The organism is Alcaligenes sp. Marseille-Q7550, from assembly GCF_965112015.1.
The window spans coordinates 401,106-425,346 of the sequence record NZ_CBCOPU010000002.1 but is presented as its reverse complement, the minus strand read 5'-3'; the positions used below and the strand labels follow the sequence as shown (position 1 = coordinate 425,346).

General features: G+C 65.6%; 20 protein-coding genes and 2 pseudogenes. 12 read left to right on the top strand and 10 right to left on the bottom strand.

The genetic code is table 11. The features are described from left to right. The first annotated feature begins 11 nt into the window (after positions 1 to 11). Positions 12 to 713, top strand: a complete 702-nt coding sequence (gene ispD / locus ACWPWO_RS11310) for a 2-C-methyl-D-erythritol 4-phosphate cytidylyltransferase (protein WP_454007482.1) — start codon at positions 12 to 14, stop codon at positions 711 to 713. Continuing rightward, positions 710 to 1,192: pseudogene (ispF, locus tag ACWPWO_RS11305) on the top strand (2-C-methyl-D-erythritol 2,4-cyclodiphosphate synthase); the annotation flags it as partial. The gene ispD and the pseudogene ispF, both read left to right, overlap by 4 nt. A 12-nt stretch (positions 1,193 to 1,204) precedes the next feature. On the opposite strand, the gene ACWPWO_RS11300 reads toward ispF, so the two are convergent. Both ACWPWO_RS11300 and ompR read right to left on the bottom strand, forming a co-directional pair. Then, complete coding sequence (locus tag ACWPWO_RS11300; protein ID WP_454006687.1) at positions 1,205 to 2,536, bottom strand: ATP-binding protein; 1,332 nt, start codon at positions 2,534 to 2,536, stop codon at positions 1,205 to 1,207. A gap of 104 nt (positions 2,537 to 2,640) precedes the next feature. Beyond that, positions 2,641 to 3,303 (bottom strand): osmolarity response regulator transcription factor OmpR, encoded by a 663-nt coding sequence (gene ompR / locus ACWPWO_RS11295; RefSeq protein WP_454007481.1) that lies wholly within the window; start codon positions 3,301 to 3,303, stop codon positions 2,641 to 2,643. Between ompR and ACWPWO_RS11290 the strand changes: the two genes are divergently transcribed. The 3 genes from ACWPWO_RS11290 to ACWPWO_RS11280 are packed head-to-tail and all read left to right on the top strand — an operon-like array spanning position 3,217 to position 5,778. Continuing rightward, on the top strand, positions 3,217 to 3,639 hold the full coding sequence (locus tag ACWPWO_RS11290; protein WP_454007517.1) for a hypothetical protein: 423 nt from the start codon (positions 3,217 to 3,219) through the stop codon (positions 3,637 to 3,639). The two genes, ompR and ACWPWO_RS11290, sit on opposite strands and share 87 nt — an antisense overlap. Before the next feature lie 4 nt (positions 3,640 to 3,643). Beyond that, positions 3,644 to 4,879 (top strand): tRNA (adenosine(37)-N6)-threonylcarbamoyltransferase complex dimerization subunit type 1 TsaB, encoded by a 1,236-nt coding sequence (gene tsaB / locus ACWPWO_RS11285; protein ID WP_454006686.1) that lies wholly within the window; start codon positions 3,644 to 3,646, stop codon positions 4,877 to 4,879. Further along, entirely contained in the window at positions 4,876 to 5,778 is a 903-nt protein-coding gene (locus ACWPWO_RS11280; RefSeq protein ID WP_454006685.1) for a uracil-DNA glycosylase, read from the top strand. The genes tsaB and ACWPWO_RS11280 overlap by 4 nt, the downstream gene beginning before the upstream one ends. Before the next feature lie 14 nt (positions 5,779 to 5,792). Here ACWPWO_RS11280 and lplT read toward each other — a convergent pair whose 3' ends face one another. Next, positions 5,793 to 7,103 (bottom strand): lysophospholipid transporter LplT, encoded by a 1,311-nt coding sequence (lplT, locus tag ACWPWO_RS11275; RefSeq protein ID WP_454006684.1) that lies wholly within the window; start codon positions 7,101 to 7,103, stop codon positions 5,793 to 5,795. A 267-nt stretch (positions 7,104 to 7,370) separates the two neighbouring features. On the opposite strand from lplT, the gene smc reads away from it, so the two are divergent. From smc to ligA, 3 genes are read left to right on the top strand one after another with little or no spacing between them, the layout of a single operon-like run. Beyond that, entirely contained in the window at positions 7,371 to 10,895 is a 3,525-nt protein-coding gene (smc, locus tag ACWPWO_RS11270) for a chromosome segregation protein SMC (RefSeq protein WP_454006683.1), read from the top strand. Between the two features lie 60 nt (positions 10,896 to 10,955). Next, on the top strand, positions 10,956 to 11,975 hold the full coding sequence (locus ACWPWO_RS11265) for a cell division protein ZipA C-terminal FtsZ-binding domain-containing protein (protein WP_454006682.1): 1,020 nt from the start codon (positions 10,956 to 10,958) through the stop codon (positions 11,973 to 11,975). Continuing rightward, positions 11,972 to 14,056, top strand: coding sequence for an NAD-dependent DNA ligase LigA (gene ligA / locus ACWPWO_RS11260; protein ID WP_454006681.1), 2,085 nt, complete (start codon positions 11,972 to 11,974; stop codon positions 14,054 to 14,056). Before ACWPWO_RS11265 ends, ligA begins: the two co-directional genes overlap by 4 nt. A 112-nt stretch (positions 14,057 to 14,168) precedes the next feature. On the opposite strand, the gene ACWPWO_RS11255 is transcribed toward ligA, so the two are convergent. From ACWPWO_RS11255 to msrB, 4 genes are read right to left on the bottom strand one after another with little or no spacing between them, the layout of a single operon-like run. Beyond that, entirely contained in the window at positions 14,169 to 14,945 is a 777-nt protein-coding gene (locus ACWPWO_RS11255; protein WP_394060922.1) for a peptidylprolyl isomerase, read from the bottom strand. A gap of 8 nt (positions 14,946 to 14,953) precedes the next feature. After that, entirely contained in the window at positions 14,954 to 15,217 is a 264-nt protein-coding gene (locus tag ACWPWO_RS11250) for a BolA family protein (protein ID WP_454006680.1), read from the bottom strand. Between the two features lie 7 nt (positions 15,218 to 15,224). Next, complete coding sequence (locus ACWPWO_RS11245) at positions 15,225 to 15,791, bottom strand: septation protein A (protein ID WP_454006679.1); 567 nt, start codon at positions 15,789 to 15,791, stop codon at positions 15,225 to 15,227. Further along, on the bottom strand, positions 15,788 to 16,183 hold the full coding sequence (gene msrB, locus ACWPWO_RS11240) for a peptide-methionine (R)-S-oxide reductase MsrB (RefSeq protein WP_454006678.1): 396 nt from the start codon (positions 16,181 to 16,183) through the stop codon (positions 15,788 to 15,790). Before msrB ends, ACWPWO_RS11245 begins: the two co-directional genes overlap by 4 nt. Positions 16,184 to 16,524: 341 nt before the next feature. Between msrB and ACWPWO_RS11235 the strand changes: the two genes are divergently transcribed. From ACWPWO_RS11235 to ACWPWO_RS11220, 4 genes are all read left to right on the top strand, one after another. Beyond that, positions 16,525 to 17,694: an ABC transporter substrate-binding protein gene (locus ACWPWO_RS11235; protein ID WP_454006677.1), complete on the top strand. Its 1,170-nt coding sequence runs from the start codon at positions 16,525 to 16,527 to the stop codon at positions 17,692 to 17,694. 139 nt (positions 17,695 to 17,833) lie between these two features. After that, positions 17,834 to 18,871 carry a branched-chain amino acid ABC transporter permease gene (locus tag ACWPWO_RS11230; protein WP_454006676.1) on the top strand — a complete coding sequence of 346 codons (1,038 nt, stop codon included), beginning with the start codon at positions 17,834 to 17,836 and terminating at the stop codon, positions 18,869 to 18,871. Positions 18,872 to 18,877: 6 nt separating this feature from the next. Further along, complete coding sequence (locus ACWPWO_RS11225) at positions 18,878 to 20,710, top strand: branched-chain amino acid ABC transporter ATP-binding protein/permease (RefSeq protein WP_454006675.1); 1,833 nt, start codon at positions 18,878 to 18,880, stop codon at positions 20,708 to 20,710. Further along, positions 20,707 to 21,477: an ABC transporter ATP-binding protein gene (locus ACWPWO_RS11220; RefSeq protein ID WP_454006674.1), complete on the top strand. Its 771-nt coding sequence runs from the start codon at positions 20,707 to 20,709 to the stop codon at positions 21,475 to 21,477. The genes ACWPWO_RS11225 and ACWPWO_RS11220 overlap by 4 nt, the downstream gene beginning before the upstream one ends. Before the next feature lie 62 nt (positions 21,478 to 21,539). Here the strand turns inward: ACWPWO_RS11220 and ACWPWO_RS11215 are convergent, their stop codons facing one another. The 3 genes and pseudogenes from ACWPWO_RS11215 to ACWPWO_RS11205 form a co-directional block, all read right to left on the bottom strand. Further along, positions 21,540 to 22,181 carry an OmpW/AlkL family protein gene (locus ACWPWO_RS11215; protein WP_454006673.1) on the bottom strand — a complete coding sequence of 214 codons (642 nt, stop codon included), beginning with the start codon at positions 22,179 to 22,181 and terminating at the stop codon, positions 21,540 to 21,542. A gap of 138 nt (positions 22,182 to 22,319) precedes the next feature. Continuing rightward, the gene (locus ACWPWO_RS11210; protein ID WP_454006672.1) at positions 22,320 to 23,291 is read right to left on the bottom strand and encodes a branched-chain amino acid ABC transporter permease; all 972 of its coding nucleotides are present in this window, start codon (positions 23,289 to 23,291) and stop codon (positions 22,320 to 22,322) included. After that, positions 23,288 to 24,174 (bottom strand): annotated as a pseudogene (locus tag ACWPWO_RS11205) (branched-chain amino acid ABC transporter permease). The gene ACWPWO_RS11210 and the pseudogene ACWPWO_RS11205 overlap by 4 nt, the downstream one beginning before the upstream one ends. Positions 24,175 to 24,241 lie beyond the last annotated feature (67 nt).

Here is a 24,241-nt window from a genome sequence, read left to right as displayed (position 1 = left end):
CTCCCCCACCTCTGAACCCTACGTTGATTGCGATTGTTCCGGCCGCCGGCATAGGCTTGCGCGCCCTGGATTCTGCCACGAAGGCGCAGGGCCTGCCCAAGCAGTACCGCCTGCTGGGCGGAGAGCCCATGCTGCGCCGCTCCGTGCAGGCGCTGCTGGCCGACGAGCGCGTGACGCAGGTGCGCGTGGCGGTGGCGCCCGGCGATGTCTGGGCGGCCGATGCGCTGCGGGGCCTGCCGCGCACGGTCTGCCTGCCCTGCGGCGGTCCCACCCGGGCCGACACGGTGCTCAATGCCCTGCGCAGCCTGGAGCCTGACCCGGACCAGTGGGTGCTGGTGCATGATGCGGCCCGGCCGGGCCTGCCCGCCCACGCGCTGGCGCGCCTGATCGACGCCTGCCTGCGGGCGGGGCGCGGCGGCCTGCTGGCCCAGCCGGTGCCGGACACGGTCAAGCGCAGCGCGGCGGGCGACGTTCCCGCCGTGCAGGCCACGGTGGACAGGGAAGGGCTATGGCTGGCGCAGACGCCGCAGATGTTTTCCGCGCAAGGCTTGCGGCAGGCCCTGGAACAGGCCGCTGTGCAGGGGCGGCCCGTCACGGACGAGGCCAGCGCCATGGAACTGGCGGGCGACAAGCCTTTGTTGATATTGGGGTCGGCGCGCAATTTTAAAGTGACCTGGCCGGACGATTTTGAATTGATGGAAAAATGGCTATGACAATACCGTTTCGTGTGGGGCAGGGGTTCGATGTACATGTGTTGTGCGAAGGCCGGCCGCTGATCCTGGGCGGCGTCACGATCCCGCATACGCATGGCCTGATGGGGCATTCGGACGCCGATGCGCTGCTGCACGCCATCACCGACGCCATTCTCGGCGCGGCGGGCCTGGGCGACATAGGCCGGCATTTTCCCGATACCGATCCACGCTATAAAGGCGCCGACAGCCGGGTGCTGTTGCGGCACGCCTTCGGGCAGGTGAAGGCGGCGGGCTGGAAGGTAGGCAATGTGGACGCCACCATTCACGCCCAGAAGCCCAAGATCGCTCCGCATGCGCCCGCCATGGCGGCCAACATCCAGGCGGATCTCGAATTGGAGCCGGGTTGCGTGAACATCAAGGGCAAGACCAACGAGGCCATCGGCTTCGTGGGGCGCCAGGAAGGCATCGCCGTGACGGCCGTGGCCTTGCTGGTGCCCGCCTGCGCCGCGCCTTCAGCCTTCCTTGTCCGCCAGCGGGGCAGGAGCGTTCCGGCCGGCGCGGATGCGCGGCAGCTGGATACGGGCGGTCAGCCCGTTGGATGGCGCGCTGATCAGCTCGAAGTGGCCGCCGACCTGGCCCAGCAGGCGCTCCACGATGGCCAGCCCGAGGCCCGCGCCGCTGACCCCGGTGCGGGCCGAGACGCCGCGGGAAAACGGACGCAGCAGGCGCTGGATGTCGTTCTGGGCGATGCCCACGCCCTGGTCCTTGACGGCGATCTCCAGGATATTCCCATGCTGGTGGGCGGACAGTTCGATGCGCGCGCGATCGTCTTCGGGGCTGCGGCCGTAGCGGCGCGCATTTTCGATCAGGTTGGAGACGATGCGCTTGAGGTCGTGGGCGCTGATGCGGGCGTACAGATTGGGTTCGATGGATGCGGTCAGGATCCCGCCCAGGGTCTCGGTATGGGTGCGCTCGCGCTCGTACACATCGTTCAGCACGGCGGACACGTCGATGCCGTGTTCGGGCACCGCGGTGGCGGGCCGGGCGTATTCCATCAACTGGCCGATGCTGTGGTCGATCTGGGCCAGGTCCTCGTCGATGGCGGCGCGCGTCTCGTCCGAGACCTGGCTCAGCTCGATCTCCAGGCGCATGCGCGCCAGCGGCGTGCGCAAGTCGTGCGAGATGCCCGCCAGCATGATTTCCCGGTCGGCTTCCGTCTGGCGTATGTCGCGCGCCATGCGGTTGAAGGCGATATTCATGTCGCGGATTTCCGCCGGGCCCTTTTCAGGCAGGGTATTGGGCGTTTCGCCGCGCGCAAGCTGCTGGGCGACCTTGGCCAGCTGGGCCAGCGGACGGTTGACGAAGCGCACGCTGACGGCCGCGCCGATCAGCGCCAGCAGCAGGGCGGTGGGGCCCCAGCCCAGCCATTCGACCCCCGCCGTCAGGCTGAGCTGCTCGCGGTCGAACACCAGCCAGTACTGGTCGTCGTTGATGTCGAAAGACACCCATACGCCGGGGGCGTTGTTGACGGACCACATGACCAGCGTCTGGCTGCCCAGGGCGCCGCGCACTTCGGTGGATACGTGCTGCCAGTAGTTGGAGCGCGGCAGGGGCTCCAGTTCGTCCGTGGTCTCGCGGGGCTGGACGCGCAGGCTTTCCTTGGTGGCCAGGTCCAGCAGCAGGGCGGGACGCACGGCCGGCGGCGCATAGACCAGCGCGGAGCGCGTGATGCTGACCACAGAGGCCACGCGCTGGGCCATCAGGGCGGCGCGCGGACCCTCCTCCACGCTGAAGAACACTTGCAGCCACGCTCCCAGGCTGACCAGCATCAGGGCGGCCAGCAATAAAAAAGACCGGCTGAACAAGCCCAGCCGGATGCTCGATCTCTTGGGGGAGCGGCGCTTGGCGGCCGCGGGGGGCCGCCCTGCTGTCTGTCCGGTGGACAAAATCAGTTACCGCCGTCGGGCACAAAGACGTAGCCCAGGCCCCAGACCGTCTGGATGAACACGGGTTTGGAGTCGTTGGGCTCGATCAGCTTGCGCAGACGCGAGATCTGCACGTCCAGACTGCGATCGAAGGCTTCGTATTCGCGGCCGCGCGCCAGTTCCATGAGCTTGTCGCGCGACAGCGGGATCTTGGGATGGCGGGCGAAGACCTTAAGTACCGAGAATTCGCCCGTGGTGATGGGCACGACCTCGTTGTTGCGCGTCAGGGTGCGGGTGGACAGGTTCAGCACATAGGGGCCGAACTCGATGGATTCGTTTTCCTGGCTGGGCGCGCCGGGGTGTTCCTCGGTGCCTCGGCGCCGCAGGATGGCATTGGCGCGGGCCAGCAGCTCGCGCGGGTTGAACGGCTTGATGAGGTAATCGTCAGCGCCCATCTCCAGGCCGACGATGCGGTCGATTTCCTCGGCCTTGGCCGTCAGCATGATGATGGGAGTGTTGTCGTGTCCGCCACGCAGTCGGCGACAGATGGACAGGCCATCTTCGCCGGGCAGCATCAGATCCAGTACCAGCAGATCGAAATGCTCGCGTTGCCAGAGCTTGGACATTTCCTTTCCGTCTTCGGCGACGAAGACGTTGAATCCTTGTTCGGACAGATAGCGACGCAGGAGGTCGCGCAGTCGTGGATCGTCGTCGACGACAAGGATTTTGCGGGCGAGGGGGGGGGTCTGCGTGTTCATAGCGAAAATGTAACAGGCATCAGAAAGCGCGTACAGGGGGCCGTAGAAAAATATTACACATTAAGCGTTTTGTACGACTTGCGCGCCTTTCAGCCATTTTACAGCCTCCATGAAAGGGGGCCGAAGGGGTCTTCGGCGCTGTTCGGCAGAGCAAGTTTAGCGGCAAAAACAGCGTTGCGGGACATGCGCGTTGAAATGGTCCGCCTCGCCCCGGGAGCAGGAGAGGAACCTGCCGCCCATTTGCCCGTGCTTAAACTAAAATAGCGCGATGGATGCACATATTCTTGCCCTGGAAAGTTCCTCCAGCCTTTGCGAGCTGGCCCTGCTGTCGCGCACGAGCGCGGGCCTGCGCGTGCTCGAGATAGCCCACGAAGGCACGGGCGATCATGCCGAGCGCCTGTTGCCCATGGCCGATCAACTGCTCGCGCAGGCCGGCCTGGAGCGGCGCGCCCTGACGGCCGTCGCCTTCGGCCAGGGGCCGGGCGGCTTCACGGGATTGCGCGTGGCTTGCGGCGTGGCTCAGGGCATGGCCTTCGCCCTGGACCTGCCCGTGCTGCCGGTCTCGTCCCTGCTGGCCGCCGCCGCGCGTGCGCCCGGGCAGCCCGACACCGTGTACGTGGTGGCTCAGGATGCGCGCATGGAAGAGCTCTATGCCGGCGTGTTCGCCTGGAGCGGGCAAGAGGGCTGGCAGGTGCTGCAAAGCCCCGTGCTGCTGGATGTCGCGCAGTTCGTGGACTGGGTGGAGCGCCTGCACGGCTCCTGGACTGCGGGCATGCCGCGGGCGCGCATTCAGGTGCTGGGCGATGCGGTCCGTCAGTTCCCCGCCTTGGCTCTGCAGGTGCGCGCCAAGGGCTGGCAGGTCGGCGAGCCTTGGCGCGCCGGCGCCCGCAGCGTGGCGCAGCTTGCGCTTCAGGATCTGGACAAGGGTCTGGGCGTGGCTCCGGAACTGGCCATGCCGCTGTACGTGCGCGACAAGGTTGCCTATACCATTACTGAACGGGAACAGGGGCAGGGCGGCAACCCGGCGGCCCAGGACCAGCCCGTGTCCATCGAGACCATGCGCGCCGGCCACCTGGAAGCTGTTCTGGATATCGAACGCGGCGTCCAGAGCCATCCCTGGACAAAGGGCAATTTCGCCGACAGCCTGGCGGGCGCCGGCTATTACGCGCGCGTCGCCCACCAGCAGGGCCGGGTGCAAGGCTTTGCCGTCTGGCTGGCCGCGCCGGATGTCATGCAGTTGCTGCTGATCGGCGTGGATCCCCAGTTTCAGCGTCGCGGACTGGGTCGTCAATTGCTGGAAGACGGCCTGGCCTGGACGCGCAGTCAGGGGCTGGACAGGGTGGTACTCGAAGTGCGCGCCTCCAATGCGCAGGCCATCGCCTTCTATCGCGGCCAGGGTTTCCAGATGGATGGCGTGCGCAAGAATTATTATCCGACCGACCATGGCCAGCGCGAGGATGCCGTGCTGATGAGTCTGGTCCTGGCCGACAAGGCGGCGGCATGAGCGCGTTCGAGCCTTTGTCGCTGCTGCAGCGGGCCTGGCTGCTGGAACTGGGGCTGGAACGTGCGTTCCTGGCGCGCCTGCCGCAGGCCGGCGAAGCTGCGCCCGCGCCGGTCCCGCAGCAGGATGGCGCCCGGCCTGTCCCTCAAGGAGTTGCCGACGCCCCTGATCAGGCCGAGTCCGCCATTCCGACGGTCCGCGCGAATGATTCCTCCCGCGCTGCGCGCGACCAGGCCCTGGCCTTGCTGCGCAAGCCGGGCCGCCAGCCCGCCGCGGCGCCGGCGCCCGAGGAGGCGGCCGCCGTCCAGCCCGCTGTGCTGATCCAGCCTGAGCAGGCCGCCGATCTGCAGGCCTTGCAGGAGCAGATCGAAGCCTGCCAGGAATGCGGCCTGTATACGGGGCGCTCCCTGGCCGTGTTCGGCGCGGGCGTCTCGCCGCAACCGGACTGGATGATCATCGGCGAGGCGCCGGGCACCAGCGACGATCGCAGCGGCCAGCCTTTCGACGGCAAGGCGGGCGTGCTGCTGCAGGCCATGCTGGCCAGCGCGCTGCCGCAGGCGTCGGTATACATGGCGCACCTGGTCAAGTGCCGGCCCCTGGGCAATCGGCCGCCCACCCAGGAAGAAATGGCGGCCTGCCGGGCCTTTCTCGATGCCCAGATACGGCTGGTTCAGCCGCGTCGTCTGCTGGCGGTGGGGAATCTGGCGGCGGCGGCGCTCAGCGGCCGCAATGAAGATCTGGAAACCCTGCGCGGCCAGGTCCTGTCTTATACGGATGCGCTGGGGCGCCAGCTGCCGCTGGCGGTCACCTACCATCCCGCCTCGCTGCTGCTTCGTCCGCAGCACAAGGCCAATGCCTGGCGCGATCTGTTGCTGCTGCGCCGGATGCAGTCCGGCGACTGATCACCAGACTCTGATCAATGCGAGGCCAGCGCCTGGCCGTGGCCTTCCTGGCCGATGCTGGCCTCCAGCTGCGGCTGGGCGCGCAGATTGGCATTCTTCCACATGATGAAGACCGTCATCAGGCAGGCCACCAGCACGCCGAACAGCACGATGATGTAATTGATGGGCAGGCCCAGCCAGAGCAGCAGGCTGTAGAAGGCCAGCATGAACAGAATGTTGAGCTGCTCGTTGAAGTTCTGCACGGCGATGGAATGGCCGGCCGACAGCAGGACGTGGCCGCGATGCTGCAGCAGCGCGTTCATGGGCACCACGAAGAATCCCGACAGCCCGCCTATGCTCATCAGCAGGGTGTAGACCGCCCATTTTTCATACACGAAGGGCATCAGCAGCACGATCAGCCCCATCAGCACGCCGACCGGCAGGACCTGCAGCGACTTCTTCAAGGGGACGCGGGCCGCGAAGATGGCGCCGAACACGGTGCCCAGCGCGGCCACCCCCATCAGGATGGAAGCCTGGTCCAGGCGGTAGCCCAGGTGCTGGGCCCCCCATTCGATCACGATGAACTGCAAGGTGGCGCCGGCGCCCCAGAAGAGCGTGGTGACGGCCAGCGAGATCTGGCCCAGCTTGTCCCGCCACAGGATCTGGACATAGTTGCGGAATTCCTTGAGCAGCTTGACCGGATGCTTCTGTTGCGGCGGGTAGTGGATATTGGTGCGGGGAATCAGCAGATTGCACAGCGCCGCCATCAGATAGACCAGCGAGATCAGCAGGATGGCCACTTCGGCGCGCGTCTGGGCCAGGGGAGCGATGAGCGAGTGCTCGGCCAGCGCGGCGGCGACGTGAGGGCTGATGAGCACGCCGCCCAGCACGGTCCCGACAATGATGGACAGCACGGTCAGCCCTTCGATCCAGCTATTGCCCTTGACCAGCAGTTCGGGCTTGAGCATCTCCGTGACGATGCCGTACTTGGCCGGCGAGTAGGCGGCGGCGCCCACGCCCACCAGCGTATAGGAGGCAAAGACCAGGATGAGCTGCTGCGAGTCGGTCATGCCGAAATACTGGTGGCAGAACATCATCAGGCAGCCGATCAGCTTGACGGCGTTGGTGGCGAACATGACGCGGCCCTTGGGGAAGGAATCCGCGAAGGCGCCGACGAAAGCGGCCAGAACCACGTAGGACAGCGCGAACCACCATTTCATCATGGGGGCCATCCAGGCGGGCCCCTGAAGGTCGGCGATCAGGGCAATGGCGGCGATCAGCAGGGCGTTGTCGGCGACTGACGACAAGGCCTGCGCGGCCATGACCAGATAGAATCCTTTATTCAAAATGCGTCTCGAATGCGTGTGTCCCCTCTGGCCAGGCGATGGCGACGATTGCGAGACACGGACCAAAGTGGGTTGTTTGAAGATTGAATTCCACAAGAGTTTACCGCCTGATTGCCCAGGCTGACCAATAATTGCCGCTCAATTGTTTTTTGCCCTTCCTGGCTGCGCAGAGCAGGTGCTGCGGTATCATACGTGGCGCGATGCCGGGTCGTGCCGCCCGAGGCTCGCGCCTGTTCGAACCGGACCATATCTAGCTGATTCCCACCTGTGCGCTTAACCCAGATCAAACTCGCCGGCTTCAAGTCGTTCGTGGACCCGACCTCCATTCCCACACCCAGTCAGCTGGTGGGCGTGGTCGGGCCCAACGGCTGCGGCAAATCCAACATCATCGATGCGGTGCGCTGGGTGCTGGGCGAAAGCAAGGCGTCCGAACTGCGCGGCGAATCCATGCAGGACGTGATCTTCAACGGCTCGGGCCAGCGCAAGCCGGCGGGCCGCGCGTCCGTGGAGCTGGTGTTCGACAATTCCGAGGGCCGCGCCTCCGGCCAATGGAGCACCTACGCCGAAATTTCCGTGCGCCGCGTGCTGACGCGCGATGGCGCCAGCAGCTATTTCATTAACAACCAGGCGGTACGCCGCCGCGACATCCACGACATCTTCCTGGGTACGGGCCTGGGCGCGCGCGGCTACGCCATCATCGGCCAGGGCATGATCAATCGCCTGATCGAGGCCAAGCCCGAAGAGCTGCGCGTCTTCCTGGAGGAGGCCGCGGGCGTGTCGCGCTACAAGGAACGCCGCCGCGAGACCGAAAACCGGCTGAAGGACACGCGCGAGAACCTGCTGCGCGTCGAGGACATCCAGCGCGAGCTGGAGACCCAGCTCGAGAAGCCGCAGGCCCAGGCCGAGGTGGCCCGCCAGTACCGCGACCTGCAGCAGGAAGGCGAGCTGAAGCAGAATCTGCTGTGGCTGGTGAAGGAATACAATGCCCAGAGCGACCAGAAGTCGCGCTTTCTGGCCATCGAGCAGGCCCAGACCAGGCTGGAAGAGGCCATCGCCGGCCTGCGCCATACGGAATCGTCGCTGGAATCCCAGCGCCAGGCCCATCTGCAGGCGGGCGATGCCCTGCACGCCGCGCAGGCCCAGCTTTACGAAGCCGGCTCGCAGGTCTCCAGCCTGGAGGCGGAGATCCGCCACGTGCTGGACTCGCGCAATCGCATGCAGCAGCGTCGTGAACAATTGGAGCAGCAGCAGCGCGACTGGCAGGAGCAGCAGGAGCATTGCCAGGAAGAGCTGGCCGTCAGCGAAGAGCAGCGCGAAGAAGCGGCGGTCCGGGTCGAGGAATTGCAGATGCTGGCCGAAGAGGCCCAGGGCAGCCTGCCCGAACTGGAGCTGCGCGTGCGTGAAGAAGCCCGGCGGCGCGACGAAATGCGCATGGCCCTGGCGCGCGTGGAGCAGAATCTGGCGCTGGCGGCCCAGTCGCAGCGCGACGCCGACCGGCAGATACAGGGCCTGGACGTCAGGCATGAGCGCCTGACCCAGGAGCTGCGCCTGCTCAATGCGCCCGATCCGGACAATCCGCAGCGCCTGCAGGGCGAATTGAACATGCTGCAGACTCAGCTCGCCCAGGCTCAGGAACACATGCAGCAACTGGAAGGCCAGTTGCCGCGGCTGGAGGCGGAGCGCAAGCAGGCGCAGCAACAGGCCTTGCAGGGCGGGCAGGAGCTGGCCCGGCTGGAAGCGCGGCTGCTGGCCTTGAGCCGGCTGCAGGAAGATGTGGCGCGCAAGGGCACGCTGGAACCCTGGCTGGCCAAGCACGGGCTGGATGGCATGAAGCGCCTCTGGCAGAGCCTGGATGTGGAGAAAGGCTGGGAGACGGCGCTGGAGTCGGTGCTGCGCGAGCGCATGACGGCGCTGGAGCTGCGTCGTCTGGACATGTCGGCCGCTTTCGCTTCCGACGCGCCGCCGGCGCGGCTGGCGTTCTACCAATTGCCGACGGCGGCCCCTCAGCCGGCCAGCGGCTTTGAATTGCCCTTGCTGGTTTCGGTGCTGCGCCTGCATCAACCGGAGCTGCGCACCTTGATGGACGCCTGGCTGCGGGAAGTCTATGCCTGTCAGGACCTGAAGCAGGCGCTCAGCCTGCGGGAGCAGTTATCCGATCAGGCGCTGATCGTGGTGCGCGACGGACACGTGGTGGATCGCCACAGCATCCGCTTCTACGCACCCGATTCCGAACAGGCGGGCATGCTGGCGCGCCAGCAGGAGATCGCCCACCTGGAGCGCGAGCTCAAGGCCGCGCAATTGATCGTGGACGAGCTGGCGGGCTTCAGCGCCCGGGCCGAGTCCGCCTTGCAGCAGGTCAGCGCCGGCCTGGCGCCGGCGCGCGCGCGCGTGGGGGAGCTCACGCGCCGCATGCACGATGTGCAACTGGAGCATTCCCGGCTGGCCCAGCAGGCCCAGCAGTCGGAGGAGCGCGCCGGACGCATCCGCGAAGAATTGGACGAGCTGCGCCTGCAGCGCGAGGAACTGCAGGCTGGCCGGGAGGAGGCCGAGGCGCGCTTCGAGGCCCTGGACGAGGAACTGGCCGAGCATCAGACGCGCTTTGCCGACGCCCAGATGGCGGGCGAGACGCTGGCCGAGCAGGCCGAGCGCGCCCGCAACGCCCTGCGCGAGCGCGAACGCGCCGTGCAGGACGCCCAGTTCGCCGAGCGCGCCCTGGTGCAGCGCATGGCCGAACTGCAACGCAACCTGACGCTGGCCCAGGAACAGGCGCAGCGCGCCATCGGCGAGCTGCAGGGCCTGCAGGGCGAATTGCTGGAGCTGGACGCCTCCGCCGCCCAGGCGGGCTTGCAGGAAGCCCTGGAGCTGCGCGCCGAGCGCGAGGAGAACGTGCGGCTGGCCAAGATCAACCTGGACACGCTGGCGGCGCAACTGCGCGAGAACGAACAGGCCAGGGTCGAGATCGAAAAGAACCTGCAGCCTCTGCGCGAGCAGGTGACCGAGCTGCAACTGCAGGAGCAGGCTTCGCGCCTGGCCGTCGAACAGTTCGCCGAGCAGCTGGATGCGCGCCAGGTGAACCGCGCCCAGTTGTGGGCCTTGTTACAGGAAAAGACACCCGAATGGCAGCGCGTGGGCTGGCTGCAGTCCGAAGTCCAGCGCATTTCCCGCCAGATCGAGGCATTGGGTCCGGTGAACCTGGCGGCGCTCGAAGAGCTGACCACGGCGCAGGCAGGCAAGACTTACCTGGACGCCCAGCACAAGGATTTGAGCGACGCCATCGAGACGCTGGAAGACGCGATCCGCAAGATCGATCGCGAGACGCGCCAGTTGCTGATGGAAACGTTCAACATTGTTAATCAACGTTTCGGCGAGCTTTTTCCGCGTCTGTTCGGCGGCGGAGAGGCTAAACTGACCATGGTGGGCGAGGAAGTGCTCGAGGCTGGCGTACAGGTCATGGCGCAGCCGCCGGGCAAGCGCAACAGCACCATCCACCTGTTGTCGGGCGGCGCCAAGGCGCTGACGGCGACGGCTCTGGTGTTTGCCTTCTTCAAGCTGAATCCGGCGCCGTTCTGCCTGCTGGACGAGGTGGATGCGCCGCTGGACGACGCCAATACGGAACGTTATGCCAATCTGGTGGCCAGCATGAGTGATCAGACGCAGTTTTTGTTCATTTCCCACAATAAAATTGCCATGCAGATGGCCAAGCAGCTGGTTGGGGTCACCATGCAGGAACAGGGCGTCTCCCGTATCGTGGCGGTCGATGTGGACGCCGCCATGCAGATGGCCGACGCTTGAGGCTGCGCGGCGTAGAGGCTTTTTTTTAACCGTTACAGCGTTGATACGACGGAACTGACAATGAGTGATTTGCAAATCGCACTGATTTTATTGGGCATTTTGCTCATCTTGCTCGTGGTGGTGTTCAATTGGTGGCAGGACCGCCGCATACGCCAGCAGATGCAGAGCCAATTCCCGGACGGCGATACGGATCCCTTGATGAGCCAACTGTCCGAGGCCGAGCGGCGCGAACCCAGCATGGGACGCGGCGAACCGGCGAGCGCCGACGGCGAGCACGACGCTGCGGAGGTGGACTGCACGACCGAAGCGGTCATCGATATCAGCTTCAGCCAGCCTGTGCAGGCGCAGGCGCTGGCCCAGGCCTTGCAGGGCGTGCAGCGCGTGGGCGGCAAGCCCGTGCGCTATTTCGCCGAATGCGAGGGCGGCGGGCATCGCGCCCGGCTGCGCGCCGGCGAATCCTATTCCAGCATGCAACTGGCCGTGCTGCTGGCCAACCGCAGCGGTCCCCTGTCGGCCATCGAATGGTCGCAATTGTGGACGGCGGCCCAGTCCCTGGCGCAGCAGTTCGACGCCTCGGTCGAAGGGCCAGAGCAGAATGACGTGCTGCGTCGTGCCGCCGCGCTGGACAATGCCTGCGCCGACCTGGACGCGCTGGTCGGCATTTCGGTGCGCCTGCCCGGGCCGTTGCCGGCCGCCAAGGTGATCCAGGCGGTCAGGGATTCCGGCTTTCTGCCCTATGGCCAGCAACTGGCCTGGCTGGCCGATTCGGGTCAGCCCCGTTTTACCGCCATGTTCGACAGCGCCAACCCGAATGACATCCAGTCCGCCAGCATCGAGCGCATCGACCTGCTGCTCGACTTGCCCAACAGTCCCGCCGACGACCACGCCTTCAGCCGCATGGCCACGGTGGCGCGCGATCTGGCCGGCCGTCTGGAGGGCGTGGTGCTGGACGACCAGGGCCGTCCGCTGCCCGAAAGCGCGGACCAGAACATCGATGAGCAATTGAGCAATCTATACCGTCGCCTGGACGAGGCGGGCTTTACCGCCGGCCAGGAACGGACTGGCAGGGTTTTTTCGTGACATTGAAACGAGTACAGGAACTGCATCAGGAATTGGCCCAGCACAACTGGGCCTATTACGTTCAGGATGCGCCCACGATTTCGGACGCGCAGTATGACGCGCTGATGAACGAGCTGCTGGCCCTGGAGGCCGAGCATCCGGAATGGATCACGCCGGATTCGCCCACCCAGAGGGTGGGGGCGGCGCCGCTGGCCGGTTTCGAGTCCGTGCAGCACGCCGTTCCCATGCTGTCCCTGGGCAATGCCTTCGAGGACGAGGACGTGCTGGCTTTTGACAAGCGCGTGGCCGACACCCTGGTGGAGGCGGGCCTGGCAGGGCTGGACCGGCGCGTGGACTACGTCGCCGAATACAAGTTCGACGGCCTGGCCATCAGCCTGCGTTACGAGCAAGGCCGGCTGGTACAGGCCGCCACGCGCGGCGACGGCGCGACCGGCGAGGACGTGACCAGCAATATCCGCACCATCAAGTCCATCCCCCTGCGCTTGCGCGGCGCCGCCGCCGACCTGCCGGCCGTGCTGGAAGTGCGCGGCGAGGTGCTCATGAACCGCGCCGACTTCGAGCGCCTGAACGAAAGCCAGGCGCGCCGCGGCGAGAAAGTCTTCGTGAACCCCCGCAATGCGGCGGCCGGCAGCCTGAGGCAACTGGATCCGCGCATCACGGCGCAGCGCCCGCTGCGCTTTTTTGCCTATGGCTGGGGCGAAATCAGCGGCGTGCCCATGGTGACGGTGGGGCAGGGCGGCTTGTTCGAAGAGCCGTTGCCCGATGCATTGCCGCGCGACACGCAGGCCGGCATGATGGACTGGCTGGAAGGCCTGGGCCTGCCCGTCAGCCGCGACCGGCGCGTCGTGCAGGGCGCCCAGGGCCTGCTGGATTTCTACGCCCGGACGCAGGAGCGGCGAGTGAGCCTGCCCTTCGAGATTGACGGGGTGGTGTACAAGGTAAACGCGCTGACGGCGCAGCGCGTGCTGGGCTATGTGGCCCGCGCGCCGCGCTTTGCCGTGGCGCACAAGTTTCCGGCCCAGGAAGAGATGACGCGCGTCGAACGCATCGAGTTCCAGGTCGGACGCACCGGCGTGGTGACCCCGGTGGCGCGCCTGAAGCCGGTCTTCGTCGGCGGCGTCACAGTCACCAATGCCACCCTGCACAATGAAGACGAGGTCCGCCGCAAGGACGTGCGCGAAGGCGACATGGTGACGGTGCGCCGCGCCGGCGACGTCATCCCCGAAGTGGTGGCGGTCGTGCTGCAACATCGGCCCGAAGGCAGCCTGCCTTTCGTCATGGCCAGCGCCTGCCCGGCCTGCGGATCGGCTCTGGAGCGGCTGGAAGGCGAGGCGGCCTGGCGCTGCACCGGCGGATTGATCTGTCCCGCCCAGCGCAAGCAGACGCTGATCCATGCCGCCAGCCGCAAGGCGCTGGACATCGAAGGGCTGGGCGAGAAGCTGGTGGACCAGCTGGTGGATACGGGCCTGGTCAAGACGCTGGCGGATGTGTTCAAGCTCAAGGTTGAGAACCTGGTGCTGCTGGAGCGCATGGGGCGCAAGTCGGCGGAGAACCTGATCGAAGCTATCGACAAGGTGCGCCAGCCGCCTTTGAATCGTTTTGTGTATGCGCTGGGGATACGGCACGTGGGCGAGACCACGGCGCGCGACCTGGCGCAGCATTTCGGTTCTCTGCAGGCGCTGGAGCAGGCCGACGAGGAGTCCCTGCTGCAGGTCAATGACGTGGGGCCCGTGGTCGCGGCCTCGGTACGGCACTTCTTCCAGGAGCCGCATAACCGGCAGGTGCTGGACGCCTTGCTGGCGGCCGGGGTGACGCCCCGGCAGGCCCAGGCGCGCGCCAACAGCGGCGCCTTGCCCCTGGCGGGCAAGACCTTCGTGATCACGGGCACCTTGCCCAGCATGAGCCGGGACGAGGCGACGCGCCGCGTGCTGGAGGCCGGCGGCAAGGTCAGCGGTTCGGTGTCCAGGAAGACCGCTTTCGTGCTGGCGGGCGCCGAGGCGGGCTCCAAGCTGACCAAGGCCCAGGAGCTGGGCGTGACCGTGCTGGACGAAGAGCAGTTTATGTCCATGCTGGCCGGTTAGCGATGCATCGCCGCAGCTCGCTCGCAAATCCATTGCAAGCATAAAAAAACCGGCGCCCCAAAAAGGGCGCCGGTTCGATCGTGCCTTTTCCGCCCGGCCGGGCGGGGGCGCCTTACTTGATGTCGGCGTCTTTCAGGATCTTCTGCTGGTACTCGGCCAGCTTGCGCTGGCGCAGCATTTCTTCCAACTGAGGCTTGACGTCGTTCAGGGCGGGGAAGGTCACGGGACGGGCGTCTTCCACCTGGATGATGTGCCAGCCGAACTGGGACTGCACGGGAGCGGCGGCCAGTTCGCCTTTCTTCAGCTTTTCAACGGCCTGGGCGAACTCGGGCACGTAGGTGGAGCTGGGCGCCCAGCCCAGGTCGCCGCCTTGCTGGCCGCTGCCGGTGTCGATGGAGTTCTTCTTGGCGGCGTCGGCGAAGCTGATCTTCTTGGACTTGATCTGGGCCAGCAGATCCTTGGCGGCCTTTTCATCCTTGACCAGGATGTGGCGCACCTTGTATTCCTGCTTGCCTTCTTCCATGCCCTTGATGGTGTTGTATTCCTTGCTGATGTCGGCTTCGGAGACGGGGTTCTTCTTCAGGTAGTCGGCCATCAGGGCGCGCACCAGGATGCCCTGGCGAGCCAGTTCGATTTCCTGCTGGACGTCGGCTTTCTTGTCCAGGCCGGCTTTTTCAGCGGCCTGCACGACAGCCATGCGGTTGACCATCTCCTGCTTGACCTGCTCGCGCAGTTCGGGCGAGTCCTTTGCGCCTTGCTCGACCAGCAGGGCGACGAACTGGTCCATGTCTTTCTGGGTGATGGCCTTGCCATTGACGGTGGCAACCGTCTGGGCGTAGGCAGGCGCGGCCAGGGCGCAGGTCAGGGCGAGGGCGGCAAAACGTTTCATGTGCATCCTTAAGCTATGGTTTTGGCTTGGATAGCCAGTGCGTGAATCGGGTAAGGCATGAGATCGTGGACGCGATCATACACAAGTCTGTGCCTTGCCAGTGTTGAAATTCCATCAAATTGTTTCGAGGCGATAATCACGCGGAAGTGGATGGCGCCTCCTTGCGCCCCGGCGTGGCCGGCGTGCAGGTGGGATTCGTTGATGATGTCGAGTTCGGCCGGCTCCAGCGCCTGGAGACGCTCGCGCAGCACCTGTTCGAGAGAGTCGGTCATGATTGCGTCAGGATTTGGGTGGATTGGATTTGTCGGAATGGTCTTCCAGATAGCGGCCCAGCCAGAGGGACTGGGCGATCACGAAGACCAGCATCATGCCCAGCAGTCCGAAGGCCTTGAAGTTCACCCATTGGGATTCGGTGAAATGTCCGGAAAAGGCCACGTACAGATTGACGACGCCCGCGGCCGCAAAGAACAGCGACCAGGCCAGGTTCAGCTTGTCCCAGACGCCTTCGGGCAGGACCAGTTGGCCGCCCATGAGCTTTTGCATCAGGTTGCGGCGCATCAGGTAGCGCGCGCCCAGCAGGATCGCGGCGAAGATCCAGTACAGCACGGTGGGCTTCCAGCGTATGAATACGTCGTTGTGGAAGATCAGGGTCGCACCGCCGAACACCACGATGACGGCCAGGTTGATCCAGTGCGAGGCCTCGATGGCCTTGCCGGTCAGTTTGAGCCAGACGATCTGCAGCACCGAGGCGAGCATGGCCACGCCGGTGGCCATGTAGATGTCGGAGAAGCGAAAGACCAGGAAGAACAGGACCAGCGGGAACAGGTCGAACAGGAGTTTCTTCATGCTTCGGGTTCGAACTTCAGCGACAGGGAGTTGATGCAGTAGCGCAGGCCGGTGGGCGGCGGGCCGTCCGGAAAGACATGGCCCAGGTGGGAGTCGCACACATTGCACAGGACTTCGGTGCGGGTCATACCGTGGCTGAAGTCGGCCTCCTCGCGGACATTGTCCGGATTCAGGGGCTCGAAGTAGCTGGGCCAGCCGCAGCCGGCGTCGAACTTGGTGTCCGAGGCGAACAGCGGTGTGCCGCAACCCACGCAGCGGTAGATGCCTGGCGTGGTGGTGTTCCAGTAGCGGCCGGTGAAGGCGCGTTCCGTGCCTTTTTTCCGGGTCACGATGAATTCTTCAGGACTGAGCAGGGCGCGCCATTCGGCCTCGGTCTTCCGTACTTTTTCCACGAGAGCTGCCTTTTGAAAAACGGGATGGACGCCTGCATGAACACTTTCCGGCAGGCGCAACACCACCTGTTGAACGCGAATTAGAGCCAATTTGCGTTCCAAGGTTCCGCGATGCACCACGGCGGACCGGTTGGCCCTATGATAGCGGCGGTGTCTTACCCCGCTCGATTTGACCGCGGCGCATTTAGTGCAGTATTCAAATTTTTAATATTTAAGGTAAACACCAATACCTTGTTTCAGCATGACTTGATACGGTTCCGGTATGTGCTGATGATTATCTGTATTACGATTTTCCGGCCGCCGAAACGGCCAACAACAATGAACAGATCTGGGAGATAAGAATGAACTGCTTTCCAACCGTGCGCCTGACCACGCTGGCGGCCGCCCTGGCGCTGTGCGCGCCGCTGGCCGTATCCGCTCAGGTGAAAGTGGGCGTGACCATTGCCGCGACCGGGCCGGCCGCCTCGCTGGGCATTCCCGAGCGCAACACCGTCAGCCTGCTGCCTACCGAGGTCGGCGGCCAGAAAGTCGAATACATCGTGCTGGATGATGCGACCGACACCACGGTGGCCGTGCGCAACATGCGCAAGCTGATCACCGACGACAAGGTGGACGTGGTCATCGGCACCTCGGTCACGCCCGGCTCGCTGGCCATGGTGGACGTGGCCGGCGAGACCAAGACGCCCATGATCAGCGTGGCGGCCAACGCCAAGATCGTCGAGCCCGTGGAAGGCGCCCGCACCTGGGTGTTCAAGACGCCGCAGAACGACCAGCTGATGGCCGGCGCGCTGGCCGACGCCATGGTCAAGCAGAACGTCAAGACGCTGGGCTTCATTGGCTACAACGACGCCTATGGCGACGGCTGGCTGAACGTCATGACCGAAGCCGCCAAGGCCAAGGGCATCAATGTGGTCGCCGCCGAGCGCTACGGCCGCAACGACACCAGCGTCACGGGCCAGACCCTGAAGCTGCTGGGCGCCAAGCCCGACGCCGTGCTGATCGCCGGCTCGGGCACGCCCGTGGCCCTGCCGCAGCGCGAGCTCAAGGGGCGCGGCTACGCCGGCATCATCTACCAGACGCACGGCGCCGCCAACAGCGACGTGCTGCGCGTCTGCGGCAAGGACTGCAACGACATGATCCTGCCGGCCGGCCCGCTGCTGGTGGCCGAGCAACTGCCCGATAGCAACCCCGTCAAGAAGACGGCCATGGACTACAAGACAAAGTACGAGGCCAAGTTCGGGGAAGGCTCCATCAATACCTTCGGCGGGCACATGTGGGACGCCGGCCTGCTGGTGGCCGAGGCCATTCCCGGCGCGCTGAAGACCGGCGCCAAGCCCGGCACGCCCGAGTTCCGCGCCGCACTGCGCGATTCCATCGAGCAGATCAAGGATCTGCCGGCCTCCCAGGGCGTGTTCACCATGTCCGACAAGGACCACGCCGGCCTGGACCAGCGCGCCCGCGTCATCGTGAAGGTGGTGGACGGCAAATGGACTTATCAGCCTGACCTGTAATCTCCCACAGGCGAAAACCGGCTTCCCAGCCGGTTTTTTCTGAAGGCGGGACCCGGCACGGGCCGGGCCCGTCCCCGCGACTGGTTTGCGTTACAGTAAGCCCCTTGCCCATTTTTTGTTGTACAGGATGTTGTCCGACATGGATACCACCATCGCTTTAATCTTATTGCAGGATGGCATATTGAACGGCGCCATCTATGCTCTGCTCGGACTCGCCCTGGTCCTCGTCTTTCTCGTCACCCGGGTCATCTTCATCCCGCAAGGCGAATTCGTCACCTTCGGCGCCTTGACCCTGGCCTTCGTGGTGAACGGCCGCATGCCCGGCACGGTCATCCTGCTGTTGATCGCCGGCTCGCTGGTGTTCCTGCTGGAGCTGCTGGCCGCCTTGCGCAGCCGCAGCGCCGCCGGCCTGCCGCGCAAGTTTCTCGTCAATATCCTGATTCCCGTGGCGGTGTACTTCGCTGCGCCCCATATCGTGGCCGCCGATCTGCCGCTGTGGATGGACGTGCTGTTCTCGCTGGCCGTGGTCATCCCGCTGGGGCCCATGGTCTACCGCCTGGCCTACCAGCCCATTGCCGAAGCCAGCGTGCTGGTGCTGCTGATCACGTCGGTGGCGGTGCACTTCGCGCTGACCGGCCTGGGCCTGGTGTTCTTCGGGCCCGAAGGTTGGCGTACGCCGCCCTTCATGCAGGGCGAGGTGTCCCTGGGCGCGGTCAGCTGGTCCGCCCAGACCTTCTTCGTGATGGGCGCCTGCGTGGCCTTGATCCTGGGGTTGTGGGCCTTCTTCGGCAAGACGCTGTACGGCCGCGCCTTGCGCGCCACCGCCGTCAACCGGCGCGGCGCGCGCCTGGTGGGCATCAGCACCAATATGTCCGGCTCGCTGACCTTCACCCTGGCCGCCGCCATCGGCGCCTTCTCGGGCATGCTGATCGCGCCGGTCACCACCATCTACTACGACACCGGCTTCCTGATCGGCCTGAAGGGCTTCGTGGCCGCCATCTTCGGCGGGCTGGTCAGCTACCCGGTCGCTTTGCTGGGCGCGCTGTTCATCGGCGTGCTGGAGGCTTTCTCGTCCTTCTGGGCCAGCGCCTATAAAGAGGTCATCGTATTCACCATGGTCATTCCGGTTTTGTTGTGGCGCTCCTTTGGTAGCAAGCACGTGGACGACGAGGAGTAAACACACATGAAACGCTTGCTGACGATATTGTTCATCGCCGTCCTGTTCGTGCTGCCGCAACTGGGCGCCACGCCCGAGTTCTGGATCACCCAGTTGAACTACATCGGCCTGACCAGCCTGGTCGTGCTGGGCCTGGTGCTGCTGACCGGCGTGGGCGGGCTGACGTCCTTCGGCCAGGCCGCCTTCGTGGGCCTGGGCGCCTACACCACCGCCTACCTGACGGCCCGCCTGGGCTGGTCGCCCTGGCTCAACCTGCTGATCGGCCTGGGCCTGACCATGCTGGTGTCCTACATCCTGGGCGCCATCACGCTGCGCCTGTCCGGTCACTTCCTGCCGCTGTGCACGCTGGCCTGGGGCCTGGCGCTGTACTACCTGTTCGGCAACCTGCAGTTCCTGGGCCAGTACGATGGCATCTCGGGCATTGCGCCGCTGGACATCTTCGGGCTGTCGCTGGCCTCGGGCAGGGACATCTATTACCTGATCTGGGTCGTGGCGCTGCTGGCCATGTGGGGCACGCGCAACCTGCTCGATTCGCGTCCGGGGCGCGCCATCCGCGCACTCAAGCACGGCAGCGGCATGGCCGAATCCTTCGGCGTGAACATGGCGGCCTACAAGGTCATCATCTTCGTCTACGCCGCCTTGCTGGCCTGCCTGTCGGGCTGGCTGTACGCGCACTATCAGCGCGCCGTTTCCCCCAGCCCCTTCGGCCTGAACTACGGCATCGAATACCTGTTCATGGCCGGGCTGGGCGGGGCCGGCAGCGTCTGGGGCGCGGTGCTGGGTTCGGCCCTGGTGCTGACCCTCAAGGACCAGTTGCAGAACTGGCTGCCCAAGCTGCTCAGCACCGACATCAACTTCGAACTGATCGTGTTCGGCATCCTGATGGTGCTGATCCTGCAATACGCCCGCGACGGCATCTGGCCCATCCTGCAAAAGGGCTGGGAGCGCGTGTTCGGCGTGCAGACGCGCCGCCAGGCGCCGCCGCCGCAGGCGCAGGCCCTGCCGCAGCGCGCCCGTCCGCAGGCCGGTTCGCTGGTGCTGCAGGTGGACAAGATCCGCAAGGAATTCGGCGGCCTGGTGGCGGTCAACGACATCAGCTTCACCCTCGACGCCGGCCAGATCATGGGCCTGATCGGGCCGAACGGCGCAGGCAAGAGCACGACCTTCAACCTGATCACCGGCGTGCTGTCGGCCACCAGCGGCCAGGTCAGCTTCCTGGGCCAGCGCATCGACAAACTGCCGGCGCGCGAGATCTCCCGCCTGGGCGTGGGCCGCACCTTCCAGCACGTGCAGTTGCTGCCGACCATGACAGTGCTGGAGAACGTGGCGCTGGGCGCGCACCTGCGCCGCAAGGTCGGCGTGGTGCCCGCCGTGCTGCATGCCGAACGCCGCAGCGAAGCCGAGCTGCTGCATGAGGCGGCGATCCAGCTGCAGCGCGTGGGTCTGGGAGATTATCTGTATGAACAGGCCGGCAACCTGGCTCTGGGCCAGCAGCGCATCCTGGAGATCGCCCGCGCCCTGGCCTCCGACCCCGTCCTGCTGCTGCTGGACGAGCCCGCCGCCGGCCTGCGCTACAAGGAAAAGCAGGAACTGGCCAAGGTGCTGGACCAGCTCCGCCGCGAAGGCATGAGCATCCTGCTGGTCGAGCACGACATGGACTTCGTCATGAACCTGACGGACAAGCTGGTGGTCATGGATTTCGGCACCAAGCTCGCCGAAGGCCTGCCCAAGGAGATCCAGGAAAATCCCGCGGTGCTGGAAGCCTATCTGGGCGGCATCGACGACGATCTGGAGCTGGACGAACCCGCAACAACCTCGCACGCAGGAGCATCCGCATGAGTCAGGCAACACCCCAGGATGTGATCCTGAAAGTCACCAATCTGGCCGCGCAATACGGCAAGGTCAGCGCCGTCATGGGCGCCAGCCTGGATGTGCGCGCCGGCAGCATCGTTACCGTGATCGGCGCCAACGGCGCCGGCAAGTCCACCCTGCTCAATGCCATGATGGGCGCGCTGCCCAGCGTGGGCCGCAGCACCGGATCGGTCCGGTACCAGGGCGAGGAGATCAGCCACTGGGAGGTGGAGCGGCGCGTGGCCGGCGGCATTTCGCTGGTGCCCGAGCGGCGCGAGCTGTTCGGCAGCATGACGGTGGAGGACAATCTGCTGCTGGGCGGCTTCCGGCTGTACCGGGCCCGGCAGGCCGGCTGGCGCGATACGCTGGACCAGGTGTATGCCTTGTTTCCGCGCCTGAAGGAGCGCCACGGCCAGTTGGCCGGCACCCTGTCCGGGGGTGAGCGCCAGATGCTGGCGGTGGGGCGCGCCCTGATGGCGCAGCCCAAGGTGCGGATGCTGGACGAGCCCAGCCTGGGCCTGGCGCCGCGCATCGTGCGCGAGATCTTCATGATCATCGCCCGCTTGCGCAGCACCGGCGTGGCCATCTTGCTGGTGGAGCAGAATGCGCGCGCCGCCTTGCAGGTGGCCGACTACGGCTATGTGCTGGAGACGGGCGACGTGGTGCTGGAAGGCCCCGCGCGCGAGCTGGCCGACAATCCCCGGGTGATCGAAAGCTACCTGGGACTGGGCAAGCGAGAGGCCGAGACGGCGTAGACGCCGCGTCCTTGAATGCAGAACGGGCCGCCCATGGGCGGCCCGTTCTGCATTTCGGCGCCTTAGAAGCGGTAGCCCACGCCTATGGTCGCGACCACGGGGTCCAGCTTGGCCTTGCCGATGGACTGGCCGCTCAGCTTCACGTCGGGACGGATGCTGATGTAGCGCACGTCGGCGTTCAGGAACCAGTTCTTGTCCAGCTTGTAGTCCACGCCGACCTGGGCGGCGAAGCCCCAGGTGTTCTTCAGCTTCAGGTCCGCGCCTTCCAGGGCGCCCTGCGACTTGGTGTCGAAGAACATGGTGTAGTTCAGGCCCACGCCCACGTAGGGCTGAAAGTCGCTGTCCGGCAGGAAGTGGTACTGCAGGCTGAGGGTGGGAGGCAGGTGCTTGGTGCTGCCGATGCGTCCCAGGTTGCTGTCGATGTTGTGCTTGAAGGGGAAGGCGCCCAGCAGTTCCACGCCGATGTTGCGGGTGGCCATGTAGGTCAGCGAGAAGCTGGGGCGCACATTGTTGCCCACGTCCAGCTTGACGGTGCCGTCCGCGACCGTGCCGTTGTTGGACTTGGGGCTGACCAGGGTGACGCCGCCTTTGACCAGGAAGTCGCCCGCTTCATGGGCCTGGCCGGCCGGCGTGTAGAGGACGGCGGCCGCGCCGATGGCGAGCAGGGACAGGTGCAGGGCTGGAAACAGGTGGCGGGTTTTCATGGGGACTCCGTAGGGTTGATTCAGACCTACAGAATGCCCGAGCGCCAGGGCGCCTGATTTGACCCAGAGCAACATCTTGATACAGGCGCCCGCCGGGACTTGTTCCAGATCAAACAAGTCCGATAAAGCGCGTCCGCCTTACGCCTCGCGACGGCGCAGCCGCCAGGCCAGTTCGCCCACGATGCCGCGCCGGAACGCCATCACGCACAGGATGAAGATCAGGCCGATGACGATGGTGACGGATTCGCCCAGGGTGCGGAATCCGTTCCAGCCTGTCCATTGGGCGAGCAGCGCGCCCCATTCGCCGACCTTGTTCTCCAGCACGACCACGATGATGGCGCCGATCACGGGGCCGGCCAGGGTGCCCAGTCCGCCGATCAGCGTCATCAGGATGACCAGGCCCGACATCTGCCAGGTCGCGTCGGTCAGCGTGGCCGACACGAACACCAGCGACTTGGTGGCGCCCGCCAGTCCCGACAGAGCGGCCGACAGCACGAAGGCCAGCAGCTTGAAGCGATCCACGTCGTAGCCCAGCGAGATGGCGCGCGGCTCGTTCTCGCGTATGGCCTTGAGGACCTGGCCGAAGGGCGAGTGCACGCAGCGCCAGATCAGCAGGAAGCCGAAGGTGAAGATGCCCAGCACCAGGTAGTACAGGTTCAGGTCCCGGGACAGGTCCCAGCCCAGGATGCTGCCGCGCGGAATGCCCTGCAGGCCGTCCTCGCCGCCCGTGAAGGGCGCCTGCAGGAAGAAGAAGAACAGCATTTGCGCCAGCGCCAGGGTGATCATGGCGAAGTAGATGCCGCTGCGCCGGATGGACAGCGCGCCCATCACCAGGCCCAGCGCGCCGGCGCAGGCCGTGCCGAAGAGCAGCCCGGCCGCCGTGGGCCAGCCCCAGACCGCCAGCGACTGGCCGGCGGCGTAGGCCGCGCCGCCCAGGAAGGCGGCGTGCCCGAAGGACAGCAGCCCCGTGTAGCCCAGCAGCAGGTTGAAGGCGCAGGCGAACAGCGCATAGCACATGACCTTCATGATGAAGATGGGATAGGCGCCCATGGCCGGCAGCAGCGCGACGATCAGGAGCAGAACGATGAAGACAGGGATCTCTCGTTTCATTTGACTTTCCCGAACAGGCCCGCCGGACGCAGCAGCAGGACGATGACCATGATGATGAACACGACGGTGTTGGAGGCTTCGGGCCAGAACACCTTGGTGAGGCCCTCGATGACGCCCAGGCCAAGGCCGGTCAGGATGGAGCCCAGGATGGAGCCCATGCCGCCGATGACCACCACGGCGAAGACCACGATGATCAGGTTGCTGCCCATCAGGGGGAGACTTGCAGGATGGGGGCGGCCAGCACGCCGGCAAAGCCCGCCAGGCCGACGCCGAAGGCGTAGGTGAGGGTGATCATCAAGGGCACGTTGACGCCGAAGGCCTCGACCAGCTTGGGATTCTCGGTGGCGGCCCGCAGCAGGGCGCCCAGCCGGGTCTTCTCGATCATGAACCAGGTCGCCAGGCACACCACGACGGAGGCCGCCACGACCCAGGCGCGATAGATGGGCAGGAACATGAAGCCCAGGTTGTAGCCGCCCTGCAGCAGCTTGGGCGTGGGGTAGGGCTGGCCGGACACGCCGTAGATGCTGCGGAACACGCCTTCGAGCAGCAGAGTCAGGCCGAAGGTCAGCAGCAGGCCGTAGAGGTGGTCCAGCCGGTAGAGGTGGCGCAGGAACAGGCGTTCCAGGACTATGCCGAACAGGGCCACGCCCAACGGCGCGAGCGCCAGCATGACCCAGTAGTTCAGGCCCAGGTATTGCATGCCCATCCAGGCCAGGAATGCGCCCAGCATGTACAGGGCCCCATGGGCGAAGTTGATGATGTTGAGCAGGCCGAAGATGATCGCCAGCCCCAGGGACAGCACAGCATAGAAGGAACCATTCACCAGGCCCAGCAGCAGCTGGCCCAGCAGAGCCTGCAGGGGAATACCGAAAATATCCGTCATAGTACGCGCGACCCGTGCATGTAGTCAGTCGTCAGGCATGGACCGGCCGCGGAAGCGGCCGGCCGGC